This is a genomic window from Aquirhabdus sp., from assembly GCF_046462495.1.
GTDB lineage: Bacteria > Pseudomonadota > Gammaproteobacteria > Pseudomonadales > Moraxellaceae > Aquirhabdus.
This window is the reverse complement of the sequence record NZ_JBKGVE010000009.1, coordinates 130,482-151,893: the sequence shown is the minus strand read 5'-3', so window position 1 is coordinate 151,893 and position 21,412 is coordinate 130,482. Positions and strand designations below refer to the sequence as shown.

The following is a 21,412-nucleotide window of genomic DNA, read 5'->3' as shown; positions in this document are numbered from 1 at the left end:
TTATTATTCATCTGGTCACCACTCATCCTATTCGGTAGTCAAACAGGTTCTTTTGCATGCCAATTTCGCGTTTCTCATCATTTGTATGGATGGTCGTTGGTGCTAGTTTGACATCAACTGCGATTCAAGCCTCCGAGCTGGCACAATCTCCATCTATAGATTCGACTCAAAATACTAATAATACGAACACTCAAGTAAACACGGATGCATCGAACAACTCATCCACTTCTAGCGATGAAACTACTACAACCAAAGCATCGGCTGTGCCTCCACCAGAAGCAGGAACCTCATCAGTAGTAGCTCCTCAATCCGCGCCCTCTACCTCAAACACGGATACTCCTGTAGTTACACCAAAAGCCAAGCCCAGCTTCTTCAAGCGAGTGCGAAATACCATATTTTTTTGGCGGAAACCGGATACAACGGAAGAATATGTTGCCATGCCCGCTGAGCCTACCATTTCAGTCAAGGTCAATGGTGCACCTGAGGAACTTGAGACCAATCTAATCGAAACGTTAAAGCAGGTGACGATTTCAGATTTCGAAGACTTTCAGTTTGGTCTCCCCCGATTTAGAAGCCTTGCAACGGATGCTGCACAGGCAGTCGGCTATTATGATGCCAACTTCAGATTCAGCAAAAAAGGAACGGATACTTTAGTTATTGATGTAGTGCCTGGCGATCCAGTGAAAGTTGCAAGTCAAAAAATTGAAATCACCGGTGAAGCCGCAAAAGATAAACCCTTTATACGTCTACAAAGCTCGCCAGATTTACAAGTGGGTGATATTTTCAACCATGGTGAATATGAAAAAACTAAAAATAGAATTATTAATATGGCGACAGATCGAGGGTATTTTTTAGGACATTTTTTAGCCCATGATGTACAGGTGACGCTTCCAACCAAAACAGCAGATATTGTTTTAGCATATGAAAGCGGAGTGCGATACAAGTTTGGTGATGTGATTTATAAAAATACCAATGGTAGCGCTAAACTACCGATTAAGCCTGAGGTACTTGCGACATTACAGCCGTTCAAACCTGGTGATCATTATAGTGCAAACGCACTGGCTAAATTGTCCCGTAATTTACTAGACACGCGTTATTTTAATAATGTTCAAGTTGATGCGCCAACGCCTGATGCGTTGGTTGATGACGCAACAAGCACCCCAGCAGTTGCAACCGTATCGAGTACAGCTGAGATTAAGCAGGCGACAGACAGCAACACGACCGTATCGAAGGACGGGGCGATACCACCCAAAACCAATGAGACCGAATCTCCAACAGTTAATAAAGACGCAACACCAGCCACTCAAGCCAAAACAGCCTTACAAGGGGCAATCGATTCTTCAATTTTAAATGATCAAAATACTGGCCTAGCTACAGTCAAAGCCGTTGACATCAAAGATGATCACTCACCATCCACTAGTAACGCGAAATATAGTATTCCCGTCATTGTTTTACTAAACGCAGATCACCCTAACAGCGCAGAAGTCGGCTTAGGCTTTGGGACTGATACTGGACCTCGAATTCGGACTCAATACCGCCGTGCATTGATTAATGACTCAGGGCATAGTTTCGATGCCAATGCTGAAGCATCAAAAATTCGTAAAGCCTTGGATGTGAAATATAACATCCCACTGGGTAGTCCATTGGAAGATGTGTTTAGCGTATTTGGTGGTTTTGAAGATGAAAAACTAAATGAAACTAGTGGGTTGGATGTCAACACCAAAACCATCACCGTGGGTGCACAACGTGCTGTTAAACCAGCAGGGGATTGGCAACGCACATACTCGATTCGTTATCGCTTGGATCAGCTAGAAAACAATGCCCTTAATGTTGACCCCTCAACATTACCTCCGCCATTTAATGTTGCAGGTATTAGTACCAACCAGCAAGCACTGCTCTTTGGATTTGGACTCAATAAAGTCACCTCTAAAGGAGGAATTAATCCAACCTCAGGATTTCGTCAATTTTATCAAATTGACACGGGTGCCAAAACCGCATTCTCTGATGCAAATATGGTGATTTTACGTGCTGGGTTTCGCGGATTACAGAGCTTTGCCGAGAAGCACCAGATTGTTGCCAGTGCGGATCTAGGATCCATTATTACTACTAATTTTGATGACGTTCCTTATAATCTGCGCTTTTTTGCCGGCGGTGATCAGAGTATTCGGGGGTTTGACTATAAGAGCTTATCGACTCAGCGCAATGGCTACAATATTGGTGGTCAAAATCTAGCCGTCGGTTCCTTTGAATATAATTATTTATTTAAACCGAAATGGCGTGGGGCAGTGTTTGTTGATGCTGGTAATGCTTTTGATAAACGATTTACTGATCCGGTTAAGGTTGGTGCTGGTTTTGGTGTGCGATGGGCCTCACCAGTAGGACCGGTTCGAGTGGATATCGCAGCAGGTGTTTCCGAAAGAAGTGTGCCTGTTCGCTTAGTATTCTACATAGGAGCGCCGCTTTAATGTCTGCTCCTGAACAATCGACAACTCAAGCAACATTACCGAAAAAAAAGATATTGCGGCGTGTATTAATTCGTGTCTTTAGCTTAATTTTGGGGCTGCTTGCACTCTTAGTCATTGGTCTCTTTGCACTTGCAGGATCAGATTCAGGGACAAAGTTCCTACTTGAGAAGGCTGGGACGCTTCAACATCTGGTTACCTATCATTATGTCAGTGGTAACTTACAAAACGGCGTAACACTAGATCAATTTCGAGTCAATTTAGAAAAGACAGATATTACTGCTAAAAAGATTGTCGCTCGAATTGGCTGGCGCTCAGTACTCGCAGGAGAAGTGCATTTAAGTCATGCCGTTATAGATGATTTGGTTATCCATTCCAAAGCCCTCTCTAACGGCAAGCCTTTTACGTATATGCCTATTAAACTGCCGGTGATACTTCGTGTGAATGAGGGCATTATTAATGGGCTAACCATTAGCCAAGTGGTTCTTGATCCTGTTTCCCATCAACTTGAGCCTAAAGTTGACATTGTTTTTACTCAAATCCATTTGAAAAAAGCGCGCTGGAAAGAAGATTTACTCACGTTAAATGACTCCAGTATCAAGAGCGCAGAATTCGAAGCAGATCAAGTCACTGGTAATATGGAGTTTAATCATCATTATCCCATCAAGCTTGCGGGTCGTTTAGCAATTCCTTTATTGCATAAAGAAGGCTTTCCACCATTCCAAGTCAATGTTACGGGCGATTTAGAAGAAATACATGCAGGTCTGGTTGCTCAAACAAAAGATGTGATGGGTGGCAATATTATTGTGCGTCCCATGGATCATATTTTATCGTTGAAAGGAAAGTTAAATTGGACTGATTTCCATTGGCCAATTGTCACGGATCAGAACTTTTATTCCAAAACTGGTCAAGCTGAAATTTCAAGCCTACCTCATGGCATAGATATTCATGTCATTACTGATTTCATGGGCAGTAGTGTTCCTGCTGGGCAATACGATGTTAAGTTATTTACTGATTATAAAGGTCTGGATATCCAGTCTTTAAATGCAAAAATTGCACAAGGAACAGCAACCGGTTTTGGGCGTTTAGATTGGCAGGGTGATTTACGTTGGTTTATCCAAGGGCAATTCACAGGTGTAAAAGTTGCCAATTTATTACCAGAAAATATAAAACCTTATTCTACATACTTACCTGAAACCTTAACCGGACCATTCCGTCATACGGCATTGATGGGGAAACATCATACCCAATTGGGAGTCAGATTAATCAGTTCTGCAGGTGAACAATGGATTGTAGGGGTGGGACGTGCAGGAAGCATGGGGAATAATAGCCTGCCTCTTGCTGTAGATGCGCGATGGCAAAACCTGAGTCGTACATTAGCTGGGGCTGGTCAGATTAATACTGGAAGCGGTACTGCAAAAATCGGAATGCATCAAGGTCTTACAACCATTAATACCACGGTTGAAATGCTTCCCAGTCAGCATGTACCAGCCGGACATTACGCCGCTACCATTATTAGTCAACCAACGGGTGTAAAGATTCCTATTGTGACTTTCAAAGGAGATGCTGGGTCTTTAGGAGCTGCTGCAAATATTAGTTTTGCTACCAAAGCAGAGAAGAAGAAAGCCGCTAAACCGATGACTTGGGCAGCTTCTGTTGCAACCAAAGGTTTAGATCTAACTTCTATTGTCTCGTCACCAATACAGCGCTTACAGGGTGCTATTACAGCTTCTGGAGTCAGTACGCCAGCACAACAAACCATTTCTGTACAACCCGAATTAACGGGAATACTCCAATCAGAATCTGTGCAAAAAGGAGTGAGTACTCCGTTACGAAATATTTCTCTTACGGGAAATGGGCAAGCAATCTTGCTGATGAATACCGCTAAGAATACCAGCGGTATGAAATCATATTCTGCAAAATTTGATGGTGACTTGAAAGGCAGTGAAGCGCCCACAGGGAATCTAAATATTCAGGTTTCAGGTACCCCAGACCTTACCCGAATCGAGCGTTTTGAACATAACGGCGCAGCAGGTCAAATTAGCGCAACAGGTCAAGTCATGACCAAAGGTGGTTTACAGTGGCAAGCGACAGGTCGACTCAATAATTTTAATTTAGGTTTCTTTGTCCCAACTTATCCAAGTGCACTTAGCGGCGCTTTTAACACAACTGGACAGTGGGATGCTTCGGTACGCAATGTCCAAATTTCACAATTAGATTTAGCGGGCTCACTGAAAAAACAGCCTTTACTGGCTAAGGGTTCTTTGAGTGCCATTTTCAATCCCAAAGCAGTCTCACCTTTACCTGAACGTTTAATTGCCAACAACTTTATGGTTGATTGGGCTGGTAATCGTGTCACAGCAAATGGCGGTGCCAGTGCAAGTGGTGCGGGCGCTCCAGTCGGCAATTTTCAAATGAATATTGATGCCCGGAATTTAGCCCAGATTAGTCCCAATTTAAATGGTCGGGTCTATGGAACAGTTTCTCTCTCTGGTCAAAGCCAGTCACCTGATGCGCATATTAATTTGTCAGTAGAGCAATTAAAAATGCCTGAGCTGACCATCAAAAATGCAACTCTTATTGGTGATATTCCTCAACTAGGGCTACAACCGAGTCAATTGACCCTCAATGTGAATGATTTGCGTCGAGGGAAACAAGTCATTAGTAATGTAAATGCCAAAATTACAGGTACACAAAAAACTCATGCTTTAGATCTGGCAATTAAAACACCGAAAACACAATTTTCGGTGCAATTAGCTGGCGGCTTGAATGAGCAAATGGATTGGATTGGTCAGATTCGTCAGGGTGCTTTAAGTACCAAGCAGCTCACCTTAAAACAAGAGCAAGCTGCAGCCCTACAGTATTTACACCAAACACAAGCAGTCACGTTGGCCGCACATTGTTGGTCTGGTGCGGGTAAATTATGTATTACGGAACCCTTGGTTGCCAGTGCGCAAGCTGGTCACGTTGCAATTGCACTAGATGCGTTGGATTTGGCCGGTTTCAATGATGTTATGCCCAGCGGTATGGTCTGGACTGGCAAATTACAAGGTCATGCCACTGCAAGTTGGCAAGCCAACACTTCGCCGCAAATCAACGCGCAAATCTCAACAGATAATGGCTTTATCGGCTTGGCTGCGGATGACCCACAAGACCCCCCGAGTACCATGCCATATCAACGCCTAAGTCTACTACTTGCAACTCAAAGTGACGGTATAAAACTGCGTTTTGATGCTAAAACTCCCAGTATCGGTACAGGATATGTTGATGCACTGATTGACCCTAAACCAGAAACCAAAACCATTAACGGTGCACTGGTTTTAGACGATGTACAACTGCAAGTCTTGAAACCGTTTTTACCAGGTATTCGCGACCTTTCAGGTGTCGCATCCTTAGCGGGCGGGATGAGTGGGCCGCTTACAAATCCTGCTTTTTATGGTGAATTTAAGCTTAACAATGGTCGCATCGTTGCGACAAATCTGCCCTTGAATTTACATGACATCAATTTTTCATCTAGTATCCGCGGGACTCAAGCCAGTATTAATGGGCAATTTATGAGTGGGGACGGCAAGGGAACCTTGACAGGTTTAGCAACGTGGGTTGATAAGCCTGAAATCAACTTGAAATTAATCGCAAAAGAATTAGAAATACGTCAACCGCCGATGGTCGCGGTATGGGTCAGTCCTACAATAGATGTTCAGGTCTTGCCTATAGACAAACAAGTAACGATTAATGGTCGCATTGATATCCCTCGAGGCTCTATCACCCCTGGCGCAAGTACAGGAAGCAATGCGATTTCAAAATCTGCAGACGTCCGTGTCGTGCGCTTAGATCAAAATGTCGATACCGTACTTCAAAATGTAAAAGCATGGACGATCAATGCGGATATTGATGCGGCTTTGGGGGATGCTGTTTATTTTAGGGGATTTGGTTCTAATGCAAAACTCCTAGGTCAATTGCATATACGCCAACGTGGCCAAGGTGGTATGACGGCAGTAGGACAAATTGCATTGCAGCGTAATGCGAGGGTTGAAGCTTATGGCCAAGCACTAACGTTGAGCAAGAGCAATGTCATTTTCAGTGGACCAATGCTACAGCCTCAATTGGATATTGAAGCATTTAAGATTATTGATAGCCATACTGTCGGGCTCCGAATCACAGGTCGAGCAAGTAATCCTAAGATCACCACATTCAATGATGCTGGATTAACCGATCAAGAAACCTACAGTGCGATTTTATCGGGGCATATCAACTCAACCAGCTCAACGATTAACAACACCGCCGGTTTCCGCTCAGATGTGAACAACGCTATAGCTGCAGCAGGGATTAGTGCGGGGTTAAGCGGTTCTCGTGGTTTCACCAATAAACTGGGCAGTGCTTTTGGTTTAAGTAATCTGACTTTTGATGCAGAGGGCAGTGGCGACGGAACTACAGTCAATGTCACAGGCTATATTTCACCTGATCTCTATCTGCGTTATGGGGTCGGCGTATTTACACCGATCAACAAGCTGACACTCCGCTATCAGATGACCCAACGACTCTATATGGAGGCGAGCTCTTCTCTAGATCGTGCAATAGATTTCTTCTATAACTGGCGTTTCTAAATGTTGCATGTGATGTGCGAGACAAGGAAATTATGAATCAAAATCTAGATGAAGGGCTGCTCAATCTAAATTTTTGATTGAGTACTGCTCGAAAGGAATTAGTTTTTTAATTAATTTAATATTAGTTCAGTGTTTGGTATTTTAATGAATACTCTTGAACTTATATCCCTTATTCTTTTGTCTCATTTTTTGCGAGATTTTGCTCATGCGGCGGTAAAATAATATCTGTATTATCGTTAATAGTTTTTTGAACATCTTCATCAGTCTTTTTATTCAAGAAAGCCGGATGCCAATGGCGTCGCCACCATAAAATTAAACCAATAACCAGAACAACGGGTAAAAGCTTCCAATAAATAGGAAGGTCACCTAGTTGTACACCCACCCAATAAATTAAGCTAAAAACAGTACCTGTCCACACGATACCCGACCAAAAAATGACTTGGCCAAAACGCCAAATTGGCATGCGATTAATCCCACACCAAGCATATGCCACAGTGCGCAAACCAGGGACAAAGCGACACATAAACAATTCTTTGTTTGTAATGGCAGCATCACTATTAAATTGTATATTTCCCATGGGTTTACGCAATATTCTGGCTATCAAATATATTGTCAGATCCCCGGTGCAGATTCCAAAGAATGCACCAGCCCAGGCATAGAAAGGTGGAACAACACCCGTAGAAGCAAGTGTTGCTGACAAAATGAGGCCCGCGTCTTCTTGAATATAACAAAAAAAGATAATCCCAATCGTCGCGCCTAAAGCGCCATGATTGATGATTTCATTGATAAAAGAAGGAATTATCATAATTTAGTTTTTCCAGTTGTTCTTATTTTCACACAATAGCCTATCTTTAATGACAGTATGGAGTGTGAAGCATTAAACAGCCGGTCTTAATAGGAACTCCATAAGCGCTTTCTGGGCGTGTAAACGATTTTCTGCCTCATCCCATACCACTGCACGTGGATCATCAAGCATATCTTCGGAAATCTCTTCACCGCGATGCGCAGGTAAACAATGCATAAACAGGACATCATCTGCCGCTAAATCCAGCAATCGTGGTGTGATTTGATAGGTGGCAAATCGACGTTTACGAATATTTTGTTCAGCTTCCTGCCCCATACTAGTCCAGACGTCAGTTGCCACAAGATGAGCGCCTTCAGCTGCAGCTTCACTCGAAGAGACTAGCTCTGCACAATGTGCGTATTCAAATAACAGCGCAGGATCAGGTTCAAACCCATATGGCGATGCAATCTTTAGTTTGAACCCTAATTGATGTGCGGCATGAATATAAGAATTACACATGTTGTTTCCATCACCGATCCAAGCAAAGGTCTTCCCAGCGAAATCACCACGCATTTCTTTATAGGTTTGCAAGTCGGCCAAAAGCTGACATGGGTGATGATCGTCAGTCAGTCCATTGATCACAGGTACGCGTGAATAGGCGGCGAAACGTTCAACAGTTTCATGCGCAAAAGTACGAATCATCACGATATCAACCATCCGCGAAATAACCCGTGCAGAGTCTTCTATCGGTTCGCCGCGACCTAATTGAGTATCGCGTGGTGACAGAAAAATCGCACTTCCTCCGAGTTGGCTCATACCTGCCTCAAAAGAGATACGTGTGCGAGTACTGGATTTCTCAAAAATCATCCCGAGTACACGGCCATGAAAGGGTTGATGCAATAAGCCTTGACGATGCAATGCTTTAAGCTCAATTGCCCGATCTAAAATATTGTGCAGTTCCTCGGGTGTAGTATCGAGTAAACTTAAAAAGTGCCGTGGAGGCTGACTGGCTAACCGCAACATGCTAACTCCGCGAATTGTTGCAAAAAAAATACTTCTCGCAATTCTATTATTCGTTCATTTTCTAAAAACGTGATATGACCTAATCCAATCTTCACGAAAGCGTATATGTATGCAATAACCGCACTTTTATACGCCAGAGATTAGAAAAACCAGAGATTATACTTGATAAATACGAAACGCAGGGAGAAATACTTGCACTGATGGGCTAAGCCCAAGTTCATCATATTGATTTAGTGCAGAAGCTATTGCAGATATTTTTTAAATATCTGAGCGCAAATTAAGGCTTTTTTTGAACAGGTGTCAAATACCACTTCGCCGCAAGAAAGAGGATAAACAACCTGAATTGTTAATGAACTGGTCTGTGGCTTGGATGATGTGCTGCCAAAAAACGATCAATAAAAAATTCAAAGAAATCATCAACACTTACATTTTCTTCTAATGGAGGAAGTCCGATCAGTATTCGCCACTTAATATGCTGCAAGAAACCGCCAAACATAACAGTTGACTCAAAAGGATGTGGACAATAAATATCCCCACGGGCATCAGCATCAGTTAATATCTTAGCCATTGTGGACTGTCCGCGAGCAGGTCCAAGTTCATAGGCAATACGGCCAATTTCTGGATCGCGCTGTGACTCACGAACAATTAAACGCATGAATGCAATTTTGTCAGGTTGAATCACTGCATTGTATAACTTCAACGCAGTATCCATGAGTACTTCGCGTACACTTGAAGTACCGAGCTCTGTAGGCATAGCATTTTCACCAAAGAAACACTCATGCCGCCGTTGAACTAAAGCAACTAATAAGCCTTTTTTGCAGCCAAAATACTGATAGATCGATGCTTTAGAGCCACCAACATGTGCAACCAGACTATCTAAACTGACGCCATCAAAGCCATGCTGCAAAAACAACTCATCTGCCGCTGCCAGTAATGCCTCACGTCGATCTATCCCACGTTTTGTTTGCGGTAAATTAGGCATCGTATCTGCGATAGAGTGGATTTGCGTGTTTTCGATTGTATCGGGCATGATGAATTCCATGGATTATTGACAAAAATGTCGAGCCTAGTCATCTTAAAATTTGCTGCATTCAGTCAGTGCATTGATCAAGTATGAGTGAGTATATTTTGAATTAATTCCCTTCATATATTCATTTTCGTACTGTACAGTACAGTACGATACAATACCATGCTCACCCAATGCAAGTGCTCAATCTAAAAGTGACTGTCCAGTAAAAGCTGTGAGCAAATGGCTAAGCAGCCCCAACCAACAGTTAACAAGACTTAAAGCACTTTATGAAGAAGTGGGAGAATGCAAATTTTCAATAAAAAAATTAAATATATTCAGTTGCATTTCTGACAACCTAGGTTTATATAAAAGACAGTTATTTGTTTTATTCCTGATAAAAACTAGAACTTTGCTCCATAATATTTAAGGGAAAAACCTATGCTTTCGATTTTAATTACAAACATCATTTTATCAGGGCGCTCTGGTACGGAAGTCGCGACGGTTGAACTTGCATATGCCTTAAAGTCTAAAGGGCATCGCGTTGCAATTTTTAGCCCTATGCTGGGTGCAACAGCAAGAATTGCCAGAACGCTGGGCATTCCTGTTACAAACCAAATCGGTAAAATTGGTTTTGTACCCGATATTATTCATGGTCACCATAATGTGGCTTTGATTGCCGCTTTAATCCGTTTTCCAAAAACTCCAGCAATTTTTGTTTGTCACGACTCTGTCTCGCCATACGATACGCCGCCACCGCTTTTAAATCGGATAGGGGGATACGTTGCAATTGATGCCGTGTGCCGTGATCGGATGATCGTAGATGGTGTGCCCGAGTCGAAAATTCAAATTATTGCCAATGGTGTCGATCTCACAAAATTTCCCTTAAGGCAGAAGATCGCAAAAAAACCCTCTAAAGCACTGATCGTGACAAAACATATCGCTGACTTTGTGCCTGAGATTGAGAACGCATGCAGACTTCGAGGCATTGAAGTGGATGCTGTAGGCAGTGGAGTCGGAAAAATAGCCACCAATTTACCTGAAAGGTTTCTGGAGGCAGATGTCGTATTTGCTTTTTCACGCAGTGCCATTGAAGCATCAGCCACAGGAGCAATGGTCATTTTAACCGACCATAATGGCTTTGGTGGGATACTATCATCTGAACTTCTTCAAGATTGGCCAGACAGTTTCATGGGGTGTCGCAAGGTTGTTGAGCACACCATTCGCACGGAATCAATGCTGCATGCGCTTGAACAATATGATGCTAAGACCATTGCAGAAGTATCTTCGACATTGCGAAAGAAAGTCGGACTGGATTCGGTCATCCAGCAGTGGGAAGTGTTATATAACGATGTCATTCAAGCGTGGAAACCTGAGCTTATCGATTCGTCACATGACGATGCGCTGCTTGCAGCGACTGTTGCAGAAGCAACGATGACACTCTATGAAACATACGATAACTCAAATGCGATTTCTCGGTATGATGGTGCGGATATTCGTCTGGCAACTCAGGTCGGCAAAAAGTCCGGTACAGCCATTCGTACGACTGGCTCACAAGGCTTCCTTGTTCATGGCCCATATACGCCTCTTGAGGCTGGGCAATATCGCGTTAAACTTTATGGTGAAATAAGATCATTGGGCGGCGAATTTCATGCTTTCGCACAAGTGACGATTAACAAGGATAGGGTCGTTATAATCGACAGTTATCCATTGATTAAAGTTGAAGACAGTAACTTAATTCTTGATATGCCACTTTTACTTGATGAGGCGATTTCTGAGTTGGAGGTGCGCGTCTGGGTCTACGCAGATTCAAGTCTTGATATGAATTTATTAGAAATAATAGCTGTGGAAGTAAACGGATAACATTTCCTTAAATCCTGAAGAGACCCGCATGAGTTTGCTCATGCGGGTCTCTTCAGGATATGGAAAAAGCAGAATTAATCTGCTTTTCTCCACGGTACAGCAGGGGAGCCAGTCCATGCACTTGATGGAGGAATTTGCTCACCCTTCATCACCAAGGTCAAAGGTCCTAGGTAGGCATCATGACCCACTTCCGCATGATAAAGAATAATGCTTCGCGCACTGACCGAAACACGATCACCGATTATGACATGACCAATCTTCATAATCCGGTCTTCAAATAAATGCGTCTGAGGACCACAGAAACTATTCATTTCGACATGATCACCAATTTGTACGCAATCGTATTCAGTGATATCGGTGGTATCAAGGTAGACCTGTTTGCCAATTTTTGTACCCATCAAACGGAACATCCAAGGCAATAGAGGCGTGCCGCGTAAATAGTTCAGGAAGTTTGGAACTGAGACTGACTCATGGAGACTAGTTACCGCCTCACTGAGCCAAACGAAAAGGGTCCACATGGGTACAGATTTTGGTTTGTAGCGCCCAATCAGAACCCACTTGAGCAATCCGACAAAAACAAAGCAGCCAATCCCATAAAGTAGTCCACATAGAATTAGCATGGCGAAACCAGCTGTCCACCCTTGATTTTCTGTCGTCTCGATCACTGAGAGTACGACCATATAACCTACACCAATGGTAAGCGCTAAAGGCAACACAATACGCATTGCTTCGATGAAGCCCCGGGCAAAACGGCGCAGTATCGTCGGTTTAAAGGTCAGCCCCTCTGTAAAGCCTGTCATCTTCTCGCGGGCAGGGAGGCGTATTGGTGGTGAGCCAAACCAAGTTTCTCCTTCGTTAATCGCATGCTCTGGCGCTTTAGACTGTACACCAATCAAGACCCCATCAGGAATAGTCGTGCCATCAGGAACATACGCACCATTACCTACAAAACTGCGGTTACCAACCACTGTGGGTTTTAGAATCATCCATCCCCCACTAATTTCTTCATCACCAAGCATCACCGCATCGGCAATAAAGCTTTCATCACCGAGGGTTAACATGTCAGGCACAACGCCCATGGCCGTTGATATCTCCGCATCACGACCTACTTTGGCACCTAGCATCCGATACCAGGTTGGTGCATAAACAGTGGCATAAACCCCGCGTAGAATTTGCAGGCTAGACTCTTGAATCTGGTTTGCAAACCATTTGCGATAATACGTTTCACTATGAACGGAGGAGATTCCAGGTTTTAAACGCGGTAACGCAATCCATCGAATAGCGACAGACAGTAAAGCCGTAACTATGATCATAACGGCACTAGCAGGAATTGCTAAGATGAAGTAATGCACCGCAGTTAACGTAATATTGTCAGCAGCAAGTAGTGGGCTTAGCCAATGCGCATCAAACCAGTCAACAATAATAAATGTTGGGAAAATAGGGATGAAGAATAGACAGGCCACAACCATGACACTGGCTAAGAAAAATATAAACTCTCCAACCAATCGTGTATTTGATACCGCTGGGCGTGGAGGGTAACTGGCTGGATCAAAAATTTCGACTTTCTTGGCAGGTGCACCATCCCAGACTTCATATTCATTGATCGTCTGTCCATGGGAGAGTGCGGATAGCCCATTTAAGCGTCCATAGGTTTTAATCGCCGTGTCACTTTCTAAGATTGCATAAGATCCGACATAACTTTCTTTTGCCAGATCAATACTCCCCAGAATCAACCAGCCACGTTCAACGCGAGCATTTTCTAGATTCACCGATGAACCAATGCTAACGCCATCGCCAATATTAACGAGGGAAGGCATACGAACATGAATAGAACCAATGGAAACATCTCGGCCGACTTTTGCCCCCATACCCCGCAAATACCAATGATATAGAGAAGAGCCCGATAACAAATGCACTGGTGCAACATCGGAGAGACGGTCAGCAAGCCACCAACGTAAATATACAACGCCCCAAAGTGGGTAGCGTCCAGCCTTGATATTTAAAAGCAGTAAGCGTTTGCCAAAGATAGAAACTGCAAAACCGGTAATTTGCGTCAACAAAAATACGGCAAGCGAAACACTGATCGCATACCAAATATTATCGTCAGGGCTACCTGTCAGGAAGTGGTAGGTAAAGAATGGCGCAAGCCATTGCAAAATATGAAGACTAATGAGGAAGGGCAACAAAATGATCTGAGCTAGTCCGCAAAAGAAACGGCGTGCGGTGTGATCTTGCAACTCTTCGGGCTGCCACGCCGCAATGTTATCTTGTTGGGCGGATTGCTCTGCCATCTTTTCTGCAATCGCCCCAACACGACGTTTCTGATAAAGATCATGAATCGTAATATGGCTGTATTCTGGAAAAGCGCGTAAGCCTGAAACCAGACGTGCGGCCAACAAGGAGTGTCCACCAAGATCATCAAAAAAATCAGCACTCAGTTGAATTGGAGCATTCGGAAATAACTTATTAAGTACTCCGAAAAGTGCAACTTCAGCTGGATTTGTCGGTTCATCTGAGGCAGCACGATCGACAATTGTCGTCAGTGGCAATACCCGTAACGCCTTGCGATCAATTTTACCAGAGAGTAACCGCGGAACTTGTTCGATGACCTCAAAACGATTGGGGACCATATAAGGCGGTAGTTTTTCACGTAACTTTGCCCGTAAATGGGTGCCACTCAGACTTTCCGTCTTGGCCTGTAGGTCATGGTCTTGTGATCCATCGGGGACGATGAACGCGATCAATTGATCCATACCATCTTCATTCCGAAGCAGCACTGCAGCGGTACCAATACCTGCTTGTTCGGTAAGTATCGCTTCTATCTCGCCAAGTTCGACGCGAAAACCACGAATTTTGATTTGGTCATCTGCACGGCCCAGTAGTGCAATCTGACCATTTTCATCCAAAATCGCCAAGTCACCAGTTTTATATAATTTAGACTCTTCAGGTGTCTGGGCCCAAGGATTATTTAGAAACTTCTCAGCAGTGAGATCGGGACGACCTAAGTAACCATCAGCAACGCCCATACCGAATATACAGAGTTCGCCGGTTTCACCAATATTGAGCAAATTAAATTGGTCATCTACCACCAGCAGACCATAATTTGGCAATGGCTTGCCAATGGTCACAGGTTGTCCACGATGAAGATTTGCTAAACTAGCAGAAACTGTGGCTTCTGTAGGGCCATAAGTATTAAAGATTTGGTGATGGGGTAGTGCCCAGCGCTCAACCAATGAATCGGGGCACATTTCCCCGCCAAGATTGATAATGCGCAAATTCGGGACATCGATGCTGAAGAGCGCCAGTAGGGTAGGAACAGCATGTAATACCGTAATCTGGTTCTCGATCAATGCCAATGGTAAGGCATCGGGATCTGTTGTTAATGATTTAGGGGCAATCCATAAGGTTGCACCAACCAAATAAGAAATCCAGATTTCTTCAAAAGACATGTCAAATGCTGTAGAGAAGCCTTGATAAACCTTATCGCTTTCTTGAACGCCCAATACTGCGTTTTCGCTGCGCAAGAAATGACAGATACTCCCTTGGTTAATCACAATTCCTTTAGGCTTTCCTGTTGAACCCGATGTGTAAATGACATAGGCAGGATGACTCGGTAAAAAATTCTGCCGGCGACTTAAAACATCGCTAGACGGAGCAAGAAGGGCTTCTATTGTCCAAACCGGCTGCTCAACAGGTGCTAATCGAGGAAGCCAATTTGTATCACTGATTAAACCCGCAGCACTGGCATCCTCTAAGCAGACCATAATGCGGTCTACAGGAGTTTCCGTATCAAAAGGAAGCCATGCCGCACCAGCTTTAGCTATACCAAGCTGAGCCACTAACAGCTCAATACCGCGTGGCAACCAAAGACCCACGATTTGACCTGCAACCACACCATTTTGAATTAAATGGTGAGCCACCAGATCCGCTTGATGATTCAGCTCTGTATACGTCAGTGCTCGTGGCCCTAGATTTTCATCATTGAAAATGAGAGCAATTTTCTCTGGTACTCGGGAGACGGTTTCTTCGAACAAATCAGCAAGAACTTCATATTTGAGTAAGTCTGGACGGTTTTCACCACGAACAATGGCTCGTATGCTTGAGTGATCCGTGTTGTTTTGATTTTCTTGAGATGCAGAGTTCACAAAATATCCAATTACAATAGAATAAATTTAATAAAGAAAGTATTGTCGATGAAAAACTTCGCTCCGACAACTAAAGAGCGCTATGACAAGTATTTAGCGCTATCCTACGATGGCGTGCAAGTAAATTTGAGTAATCAATAGTGACTATCGTCAAACTAAAGTTACCCGAAGGGGTTCATTGTGAAAGCCATGTATTTCGTAGCGATGAATATGCAGAAATTGTGCATCTTTTCCCTGAGTCTATTCGTGATTTAGCCAGAAATTTGCCTGACGGGCTCAGCACAGCCTCTCCTCAGCGTAGAGCTAGCTTTCTTTCTGGCCGCTTAACTGCCATCCATGCATTACAAAGGTTTTCTTGTACTGAGGAACAATTAAAATCTGTCATGGGACGCACAGCTCAAGGTTTACCTATTTTTCCTGTCGAGTTTATAGGGTCGATTACGCATAATATTCTTGAAAAAAGTGGATTAGCCATTGCGGTTATTGCTCGAAAAAAACAATACACATCCATTGCTATCGATTGCGAAACCATTTTCTCGATCGACCAGGCAAACGACATCGCTACATTAATTACTTCAACTAATGAACTTCGATTGGGAGAGAGAGTGGCGATTAGAAGAGAGGAGTGGCTAACTATGATTTACTCATTGAAAGAAACACTGTTCAAGCTTCTATTTTTCAAAGTAAATCAGTTCATGCCTTTTGAAGCTGCTGAAGTTTTATCATTTGATGAGACCCTAAAGCGGGCATGTTTAATGTTAATGGTAGATTGGGGCGATTTACCCGCTGGGCAACGTTTTTGGCTAAACGTAGAAAAGATTGGGGCAGAGTCCTTAGGTGAGCAAATCGTGAGTTTCGGCACACTAAAGATGACTAATATTTAGAATTAAATAGCACTTTCAATGGAGTCTTAGCATTAAAGAAATTTGCAATTCAAAAATATAATGAATGCTCAATTGGCCACCATTTCCAAAAAAAATATTCATCATTGCGCCATTACACTGGCGTTATGCCTTTATCTGATTAACATTTAGTGGAAATTCAAGTACCATTCCCACACCTAGGCAGCGTCTCGATTTGCATGGGGTGATTTGATGAAATCATTCGTGCAATAACCGCTTTAATTGTTGAGCGAAGAGTAGGGCTGAATAAAGTCTCTTTACGTTGTAGTTTTCTGTAAGGATCGCTGCCTATCAAATTTTTCCCTTAATATTACTAAAGGACAAAACCATGCTAGAAGCCTACCGCCAACACGTTGCAGAACGTGCCCTACTTGGTGTCCCACCAAAAGCACTTGATGAAGCTCAAGTTGCAAGCCTTGTTGAACTCCTAAAAAATCCACCAGCAGGCGAAGAAGCTTTCTTGGTTGATCTACTTGAAAACCGTATTCCACCGGGCGTAGACCAAGCTGCTTATGTTAAAGCTGCATTCTTAGCCGCAATCACCAAGGGTGAGGCAACATCACCACTCGTGACCAAAGAGCGCGCTGTGTACCTGTTAGGCACTATGCTGGGTGGCTACAACGTCGAGCCATTGGTTTCTGCACTGGATAACCCAGAACTTGCTGCTGGTGCCGCTGAAGCATTGAAAAAAACTTTATTGGTATTTGATGCATTCCATGATGTACAGGAAAAAGCACAAGCGGGCAATGCACACGCTAAAGCAGTACTTGAATCATGGGCAAACGCTGAGTGGTTCACAAGCCGTCCAGAAGTTGCACAAAAAATCACTGTGACCGTATTCAAAGTCACAGGCGAAACCAATACTGACGACTTGTCACCTGCTCAAGATGCATGGTCACGTCCAGATATCCCACTTCACGCCAATGCAATGCTGAAAAACGCGCGTGATGGTATTACTCCTGAGAAACCAGGTGAAATTGGTCCAATCAAACAAATTGAAGCATTAAAAGCAAAAGGCCATACCGTTGCTTATGTAGGTGACGTCGTTGGTACTGGCTCAAGCCGTAAATCAGCAACTAACTCGGTGCTTTGGTTTACTGGCGATGATTTGCCACACATTCCAAACAAGCGCGATGGCGGTGTGTGTATCGGCTCTAAAATCGCACCGATTTTCTTCAACACCATGGAAGATGCGGGTGCATTGCCATTTGAAGCAGACGTTGGCAACCTGAACATGGGCGATGTAATTGACATCTTCCCATACGAGGGCAAAATCACCAAAAACGGTACTGATGAAGTACTGTCGACTTTTGAACTGAAATCGCAAGTATTGTTGGATGAAGTTCGTGCGGGTGGTCGTATCAACCTGATCATCGGCCGTGGCCTGACAGGTAAGGCACGTGAAGCGCTTGGCCTGCCAGTTTCAACCTTGTTCCGCACTCCAGTACAACCTGCGGATACTGGTAAGGGTTACACCCAAGCACAGAAAATGGTTGGCCGTGCATGTGGCTTGCCAGAAGGCACCGGTATCCGTCCAGGCACATACTGCGAACCAAAAATGACCACTGTTGGTTCACAAGACACCACAGGTCCAATGACCCGTGATGAACTGAAAGACTTGGCATGTTTAGGCTTCTCTGCTGACCTCGTCATGCAGTCATTCTGTCATACCGCTGCATATCCAAAACCAGTAGACGTAACGACTCATCACACGCTACCTGACTTCATCATGAACCGTGGTGGTGTATCATTGCGCCCAGGTGACGGTATTATCCATAGCTGGTTGAATCGTATGTTGTTGCCGGATACTGTTGGTACTGGTGGCGACTCACATACTCGTTTCCCAATCGGTATTTCTTTCCCAGCAGGTTCTGGTTTGGTCGCGTTTGCTGCTGCGACTGGTGTGATGCCACTCGACATGCCTGAATCAGTATTGGTTCGTTTCAAAGGCAAAATGCAACCTGGTATCACTTTACGTGACCTTGTGCATGCGATTCCTTACGCAGCGATTCAACGCGGCGAATTGACCATCGAGAAAAAAGGCAAAAAGAACGTATTCAACGGTCGTGTTCTTGAGATCGAAGGTCTGGAAGATTTGACCGTAGAACAAGCCTTTGAATTGTCAGATGCGTCTGCAGAGCGTTCTGCGGCTGGTTGTTCTATCACATTGTCAGAAGCATCGGTTGCTGAATACCTGAACTCGAACATCACCATGTTGAAGTGGATGATTTCTCAAGGTTACGGCGATGCTCGTACCATGGCACGTCGTGTTGAAGCGATGGAAAAATGGTTGGCTAACCCAAGCTTACTCCGTGCAGATGCGGATGCGGAATACGCTGCAGTTTATGAAATCGACCTGAACGAAATCAAAGAACCAATCCTATGCTGCCCGAATGACCCAGATGATGCAAAACCATTATCGCAAGTTGCTGGTACTAAGATTGATGAAGTATTCATTGGTTCATGTATGACCAACATCGGTCACTTCCGTGCTGCTGGTAAGCTGTTGGATAAAGTTGAGGGTGGTTCACTCGCAACACGTCTATGGCTTGCTCCGCCAACCCGTATGGACGAACACCAGTTGATGGAAGAAGGCTACTACAACATTTACGGTCGTGCTGGTGCACGTACTGAAATGCCAGGTTGTTCATTGTGCATGGGTAACCAAGCACGTGTAGCGCCGAACACAACTTGTGTATCGACTTCTACCCGTAACTTCCCGAACCGTTTGGGTCAAGGTGCCAATGTGTATTTGGCTTCTGCTGAATTGGCTTCAGTTGCAGCGGTCATGGGCAAGTTGCCAACAGTTGAAGAGTATATGACGTATGCCAATACCATCAACAGCATGTCTGCAGACATCTACCAATATCTGAACTTCGACAAAATGTCTGAATACACCACTCAGGCAGACAAAATCGAAACCGGTAAGATCAATGTTGCTCAGTTGACTTAATTGTTCGATTGAGTTGAATTGAAAAAAGCCCTTACTTTAGTAGTAGGGGCTTTTTTTATTGTTGAAAATCTTGATTGTCTAATATAGTGTTGATGCTTCTAAATGATTTACACAGTAAAAAATTTTACAAAGATAAGGACAGTCTTGATATGAAAAATATTGTTAGTGCACAACAAGATCAGAAATCAGATGTTATGGGAGATCATGATGCCGTTGCTTTATCCGAACTACTCCTTAAAGGTGAAATAAGCCCACTTGAGTTGACACGTGCTGCGATTGAACGCGCGAAAGCTGCGGACCCCTATATTCACGCCATTCAAGAAGAGGCTTTTGATCTTGCAATCATTCAGGCGAGATCACAACAAGATTTAATATTCCAGCATTCAACCAATCCAAATCAGATCTTTGCTGGCATTCCCCTTTTTGTCAAAGACAATACTGACGTACTTGGGATGAAAACAACTCAAGGTTCACACGCATTTACGCCAAAAATAGCCACTCAACATGCGCCGCTAACGCAATTATTCATCGATCAAGGGTTTAATATTCTGGGTAAAAGTACTTTGCCTGAATTTGGTTTAAATGCCTCGACTGAATTTGTAGGTCAACCAGCAACACGTAATCCTTGGAATTTGACCTATTCCTCAGGCGCATCGTCAGGCGGTTCGGCAGCGCTTGTGGCTTCAGGCGTAGTGCCGATTGCCCATGCCAATGATGGTGGAGGTTCGATTCGAATTCCTGCAGCCTGTTGTGGTCTGGTGGGTCTTAAACCCTCACGCGGACGACTGATGTCTCCACCTCAAGCCGCAATTTTTCCGATTAATATTATCAGCGAAGGGGTAGTGACACGTTCTGTACGGGATACAGCATATTTTTATGCCAGTGCAGAACACTATTATCAAAATAAGAAACTACCAACTCTAGGTCTAATTGAGCGCCCTCATTCCAAGCGCCTACGCATTGGAGTTTTATTCGACTCAATTCGCTCAAAAACTGATGCTGAGACTCGTCATACGTTAGGTAGTACAGCAAAGCTTCTAGAGGGCTTAGGACATCATGTTACTGAGATTTCCATGCCTGTGGCATCGACGTTTACCGACGATTTTCTACAGTATTGGGCCATGCTGTCATTTTTAGTATCGAAGTTAGGGCGCGTAGCTTTTAATAAAGATTTTGACAGTCAAAAATTAGAACCTTTAACTCTGGGCTTAATGCAACATTTCAAAAAGAACTTTTTTCATACTCCCAAAGCGATATCCCGTCTGAAGCAAAGTGCCCGAGATTATGAAAAGGCTTTTGATCATTTCGACGTCATCATGACCCCTGTGCTTGCACATACGACGCCCCAAATAGGCTATCTCGGTCCAGATGTGCCTTTTGACAAATTGCTTGAACGACTGCTCGATTATGTAGCATTCACACCGATTCAAAACATCACTGGTACCCCAGCTATCTCATTACCCATGGGCGTGTCTCAAGCAGGTCTACCTATCGGTGTGCATTTCTGCGGTAAATACGGTGATGAACGCACGCTAATTGAGTTGGCGTACGAGTTAGAACTAGCGCAACCTTGGGCGAAAATCTCGCGGGTTCCTGCTGCATAAATAAATCTGTTCATTTATGTGCTAAAGATACTGGAAACACACAATATAGATGCTTAACTTGGCACA

Annotated in this window: 10 protein-coding genes; 6 read left to right on the top strand and 4 right to left on the bottom strand. The window is 43.9% G+C overall.

Annotated features, from left to right (window positions below; translation table 11 throughout):
• Nucleotides 1–56 precede the first annotated feature (56 nt).
• The gene (locus ACLHG7_RS11380; RefSeq protein WP_410211137.1) at nucleotides 57–2,465 is read left to right on the top strand and encodes an autotransporter assembly complex protein TamA; all 2,409 of its coding nucleotides are present in this window, start codon (nucleotides 57–59) and stop codon (nucleotides 2,463–2,465) included.
• Complete coding sequence (locus ACLHG7_RS11375; protein WP_410211136.1) at nucleotides 2,465–7,066, top strand: translocation/assembly module TamB domain-containing protein; 4,602 nt, start codon at nucleotides 2,465–2,467, stop codon at nucleotides 7,064–7,066. Before ACLHG7_RS11380 ends, ACLHG7_RS11375 begins: the two co-directional genes overlap by 1 nt.
• A 169-nt stretch (nucleotides 7,067–7,235) precedes the next feature.
• Here ACLHG7_RS11375 and ACLHG7_RS11370 read toward each other — a convergent pair whose 3' ends face one another.
• The 3 genes from ACLHG7_RS11370 to ACLHG7_RS11360 all read right to left on the bottom strand — a co-directional run bounded on the left by ACLHG7_RS11370 (nucleotide 7,236) and on the right by ACLHG7_RS11360 (nucleotide 9,903).
• On the bottom strand, nucleotides 7,236–7,871 hold the full coding sequence (locus tag ACLHG7_RS11370) for a DedA family protein (protein WP_410211135.1): 636 nt from the start codon (nucleotides 7,869–7,871) through the stop codon (nucleotides 7,236–7,238).
• A gap of 72 nt (nucleotides 7,872–7,943) precedes the next feature.
• Nucleotides 7,944–8,873 (bottom strand): ornithine carbamoyltransferase, encoded by a 930-nt coding sequence (gene argF, locus ACLHG7_RS11365; RefSeq protein WP_114898803.1) that lies wholly within the window; start codon nucleotides 8,871–8,873, stop codon nucleotides 7,944–7,946.
• 346 nt (nucleotides 8,874–9,219) lie between these two features.
• Nucleotides 9,220–9,903 (bottom strand): TetR/AcrR family transcriptional regulator, encoded by a 684-nt coding sequence (locus ACLHG7_RS11360; protein ID WP_410211134.1) that lies wholly within the window; start codon nucleotides 9,901–9,903, stop codon nucleotides 9,220–9,222.
• A 417-nt stretch (nucleotides 9,904–10,320) separates the two neighbouring features.
• On the opposite strand from ACLHG7_RS11360, the gene ACLHG7_RS11355 reads away from it, so the two are divergent.
• Nucleotides 10,321–11,742: a glycosyltransferase gene (locus ACLHG7_RS11355; protein WP_410211133.1), complete on the top strand. Its 1,422-nt coding sequence runs from the start codon at nucleotides 10,321–10,323 to the stop codon at nucleotides 11,740–11,742.
• 74 nt (nucleotides 11,743–11,816) lie between these two features.
• Here the strand turns inward: ACLHG7_RS11355 and ACLHG7_RS11350 are convergent, their stop codons facing one another.
• A complete protein-coding gene (locus tag ACLHG7_RS11350; RefSeq protein ID WP_410211132.1) occupies nucleotides 11,817–15,887 on the bottom strand; it encodes a Pls/PosA family non-ribosomal peptide synthetase in 4,071 nt (1,356 codons plus the stop codon).
• A gap of 140 nt (nucleotides 15,888–16,027) precedes the next feature.
• On the opposite strand from ACLHG7_RS11350, the gene ACLHG7_RS11345 reads away from it, so the two are divergent.
• The 3 genes from ACLHG7_RS11345 to ACLHG7_RS11335 all read left to right on the top strand — a co-directional run bounded on the left by ACLHG7_RS11345 (nucleotide 16,028) and on the right by ACLHG7_RS11335 (nucleotide 21,346).
• The gene (locus ACLHG7_RS11345; RefSeq protein ID WP_410211131.1) at nucleotides 16,028–16,771 is read left to right on the top strand and encodes a 4'-phosphopantetheinyl transferase; all 744 of its coding nucleotides are present in this window, start codon (nucleotides 16,028–16,030) and stop codon (nucleotides 16,769–16,771) included.
• A 346-nt stretch (nucleotides 16,772–17,117) separates the two neighbouring features.
• Nucleotides 17,118–19,742 (top strand): bifunctional aconitate hydratase 2/2-methylisocitrate dehydratase, encoded by a 2,625-nt coding sequence (acnB, locus tag ACLHG7_RS11340; protein WP_410211130.1) that lies wholly within the window; start codon nucleotides 17,118–17,120, stop codon nucleotides 19,740–19,742.
• Between the two features lie 149 nt (nucleotides 19,743–19,891).
• Complete coding sequence (locus tag ACLHG7_RS11335; protein WP_410211129.1) at nucleotides 19,892–21,346, top strand: amidase; 1,455 nt, start codon at nucleotides 19,892–19,894, stop codon at nucleotides 21,344–21,346.
• Nucleotides 21,347–21,412: the final 66 nt, after the last annotated feature.

Excerpts from the sequence above, each read along its gene's own strand:
- ACLHG7_RS11375 (WP_410211136.1), top strand. The coding sequence starts at position 2,465 with ATGTCTGCTCCTGAACAATCGACAACTCAAGCAACATTACCGAAAAAA.
- argF (WP_114898803.1), bottom strand. The coding sequence starts at position 8,873 with ATGTTGCGGTTAGCCAGTCAGCCTCCACGGCACTTTTTAAGTTTACTC.
- acnB (WP_410211130.1), top strand. The coding sequence starts at position 17,118 with ATGCTAGAAGCCTACCGCCAACACGTTGCAGAACGTGCCCTACTTGGT.
- ACLHG7_RS11370 (WP_410211135.1), bottom strand. The coding sequence starts at position 7,871 with ATGATAATTCCTTCTTTTATCAATGAAATCATCAATCATGGCGCTTTA.
- ACLHG7_RS11380 (WP_410211137.1), top strand. The coding sequence starts at position 57 with ATGCCAATTTCGCGTTTCTCATCATTTGTATGGATGGTCGTTGGTGCT.
- ACLHG7_RS11360 (WP_410211134.1), bottom strand. The coding sequence starts at position 9,903 with ATGCCCGATACAATCGAAAACACGCAAATCCACTCTATCGCAGATACG.
- ACLHG7_RS11335 (WP_410211129.1), top strand. The coding sequence starts at position 19,892 with ATGAAAAATATTGTTAGTGCACAACAAGATCAGAAATCAGATGTTATG.
- ACLHG7_RS11355 (WP_410211133.1), top strand. The coding sequence starts at position 10,321 with ATGCTTTCGATTTTAATTACAAACATCATTTTATCAGGGCGCTCTGGT.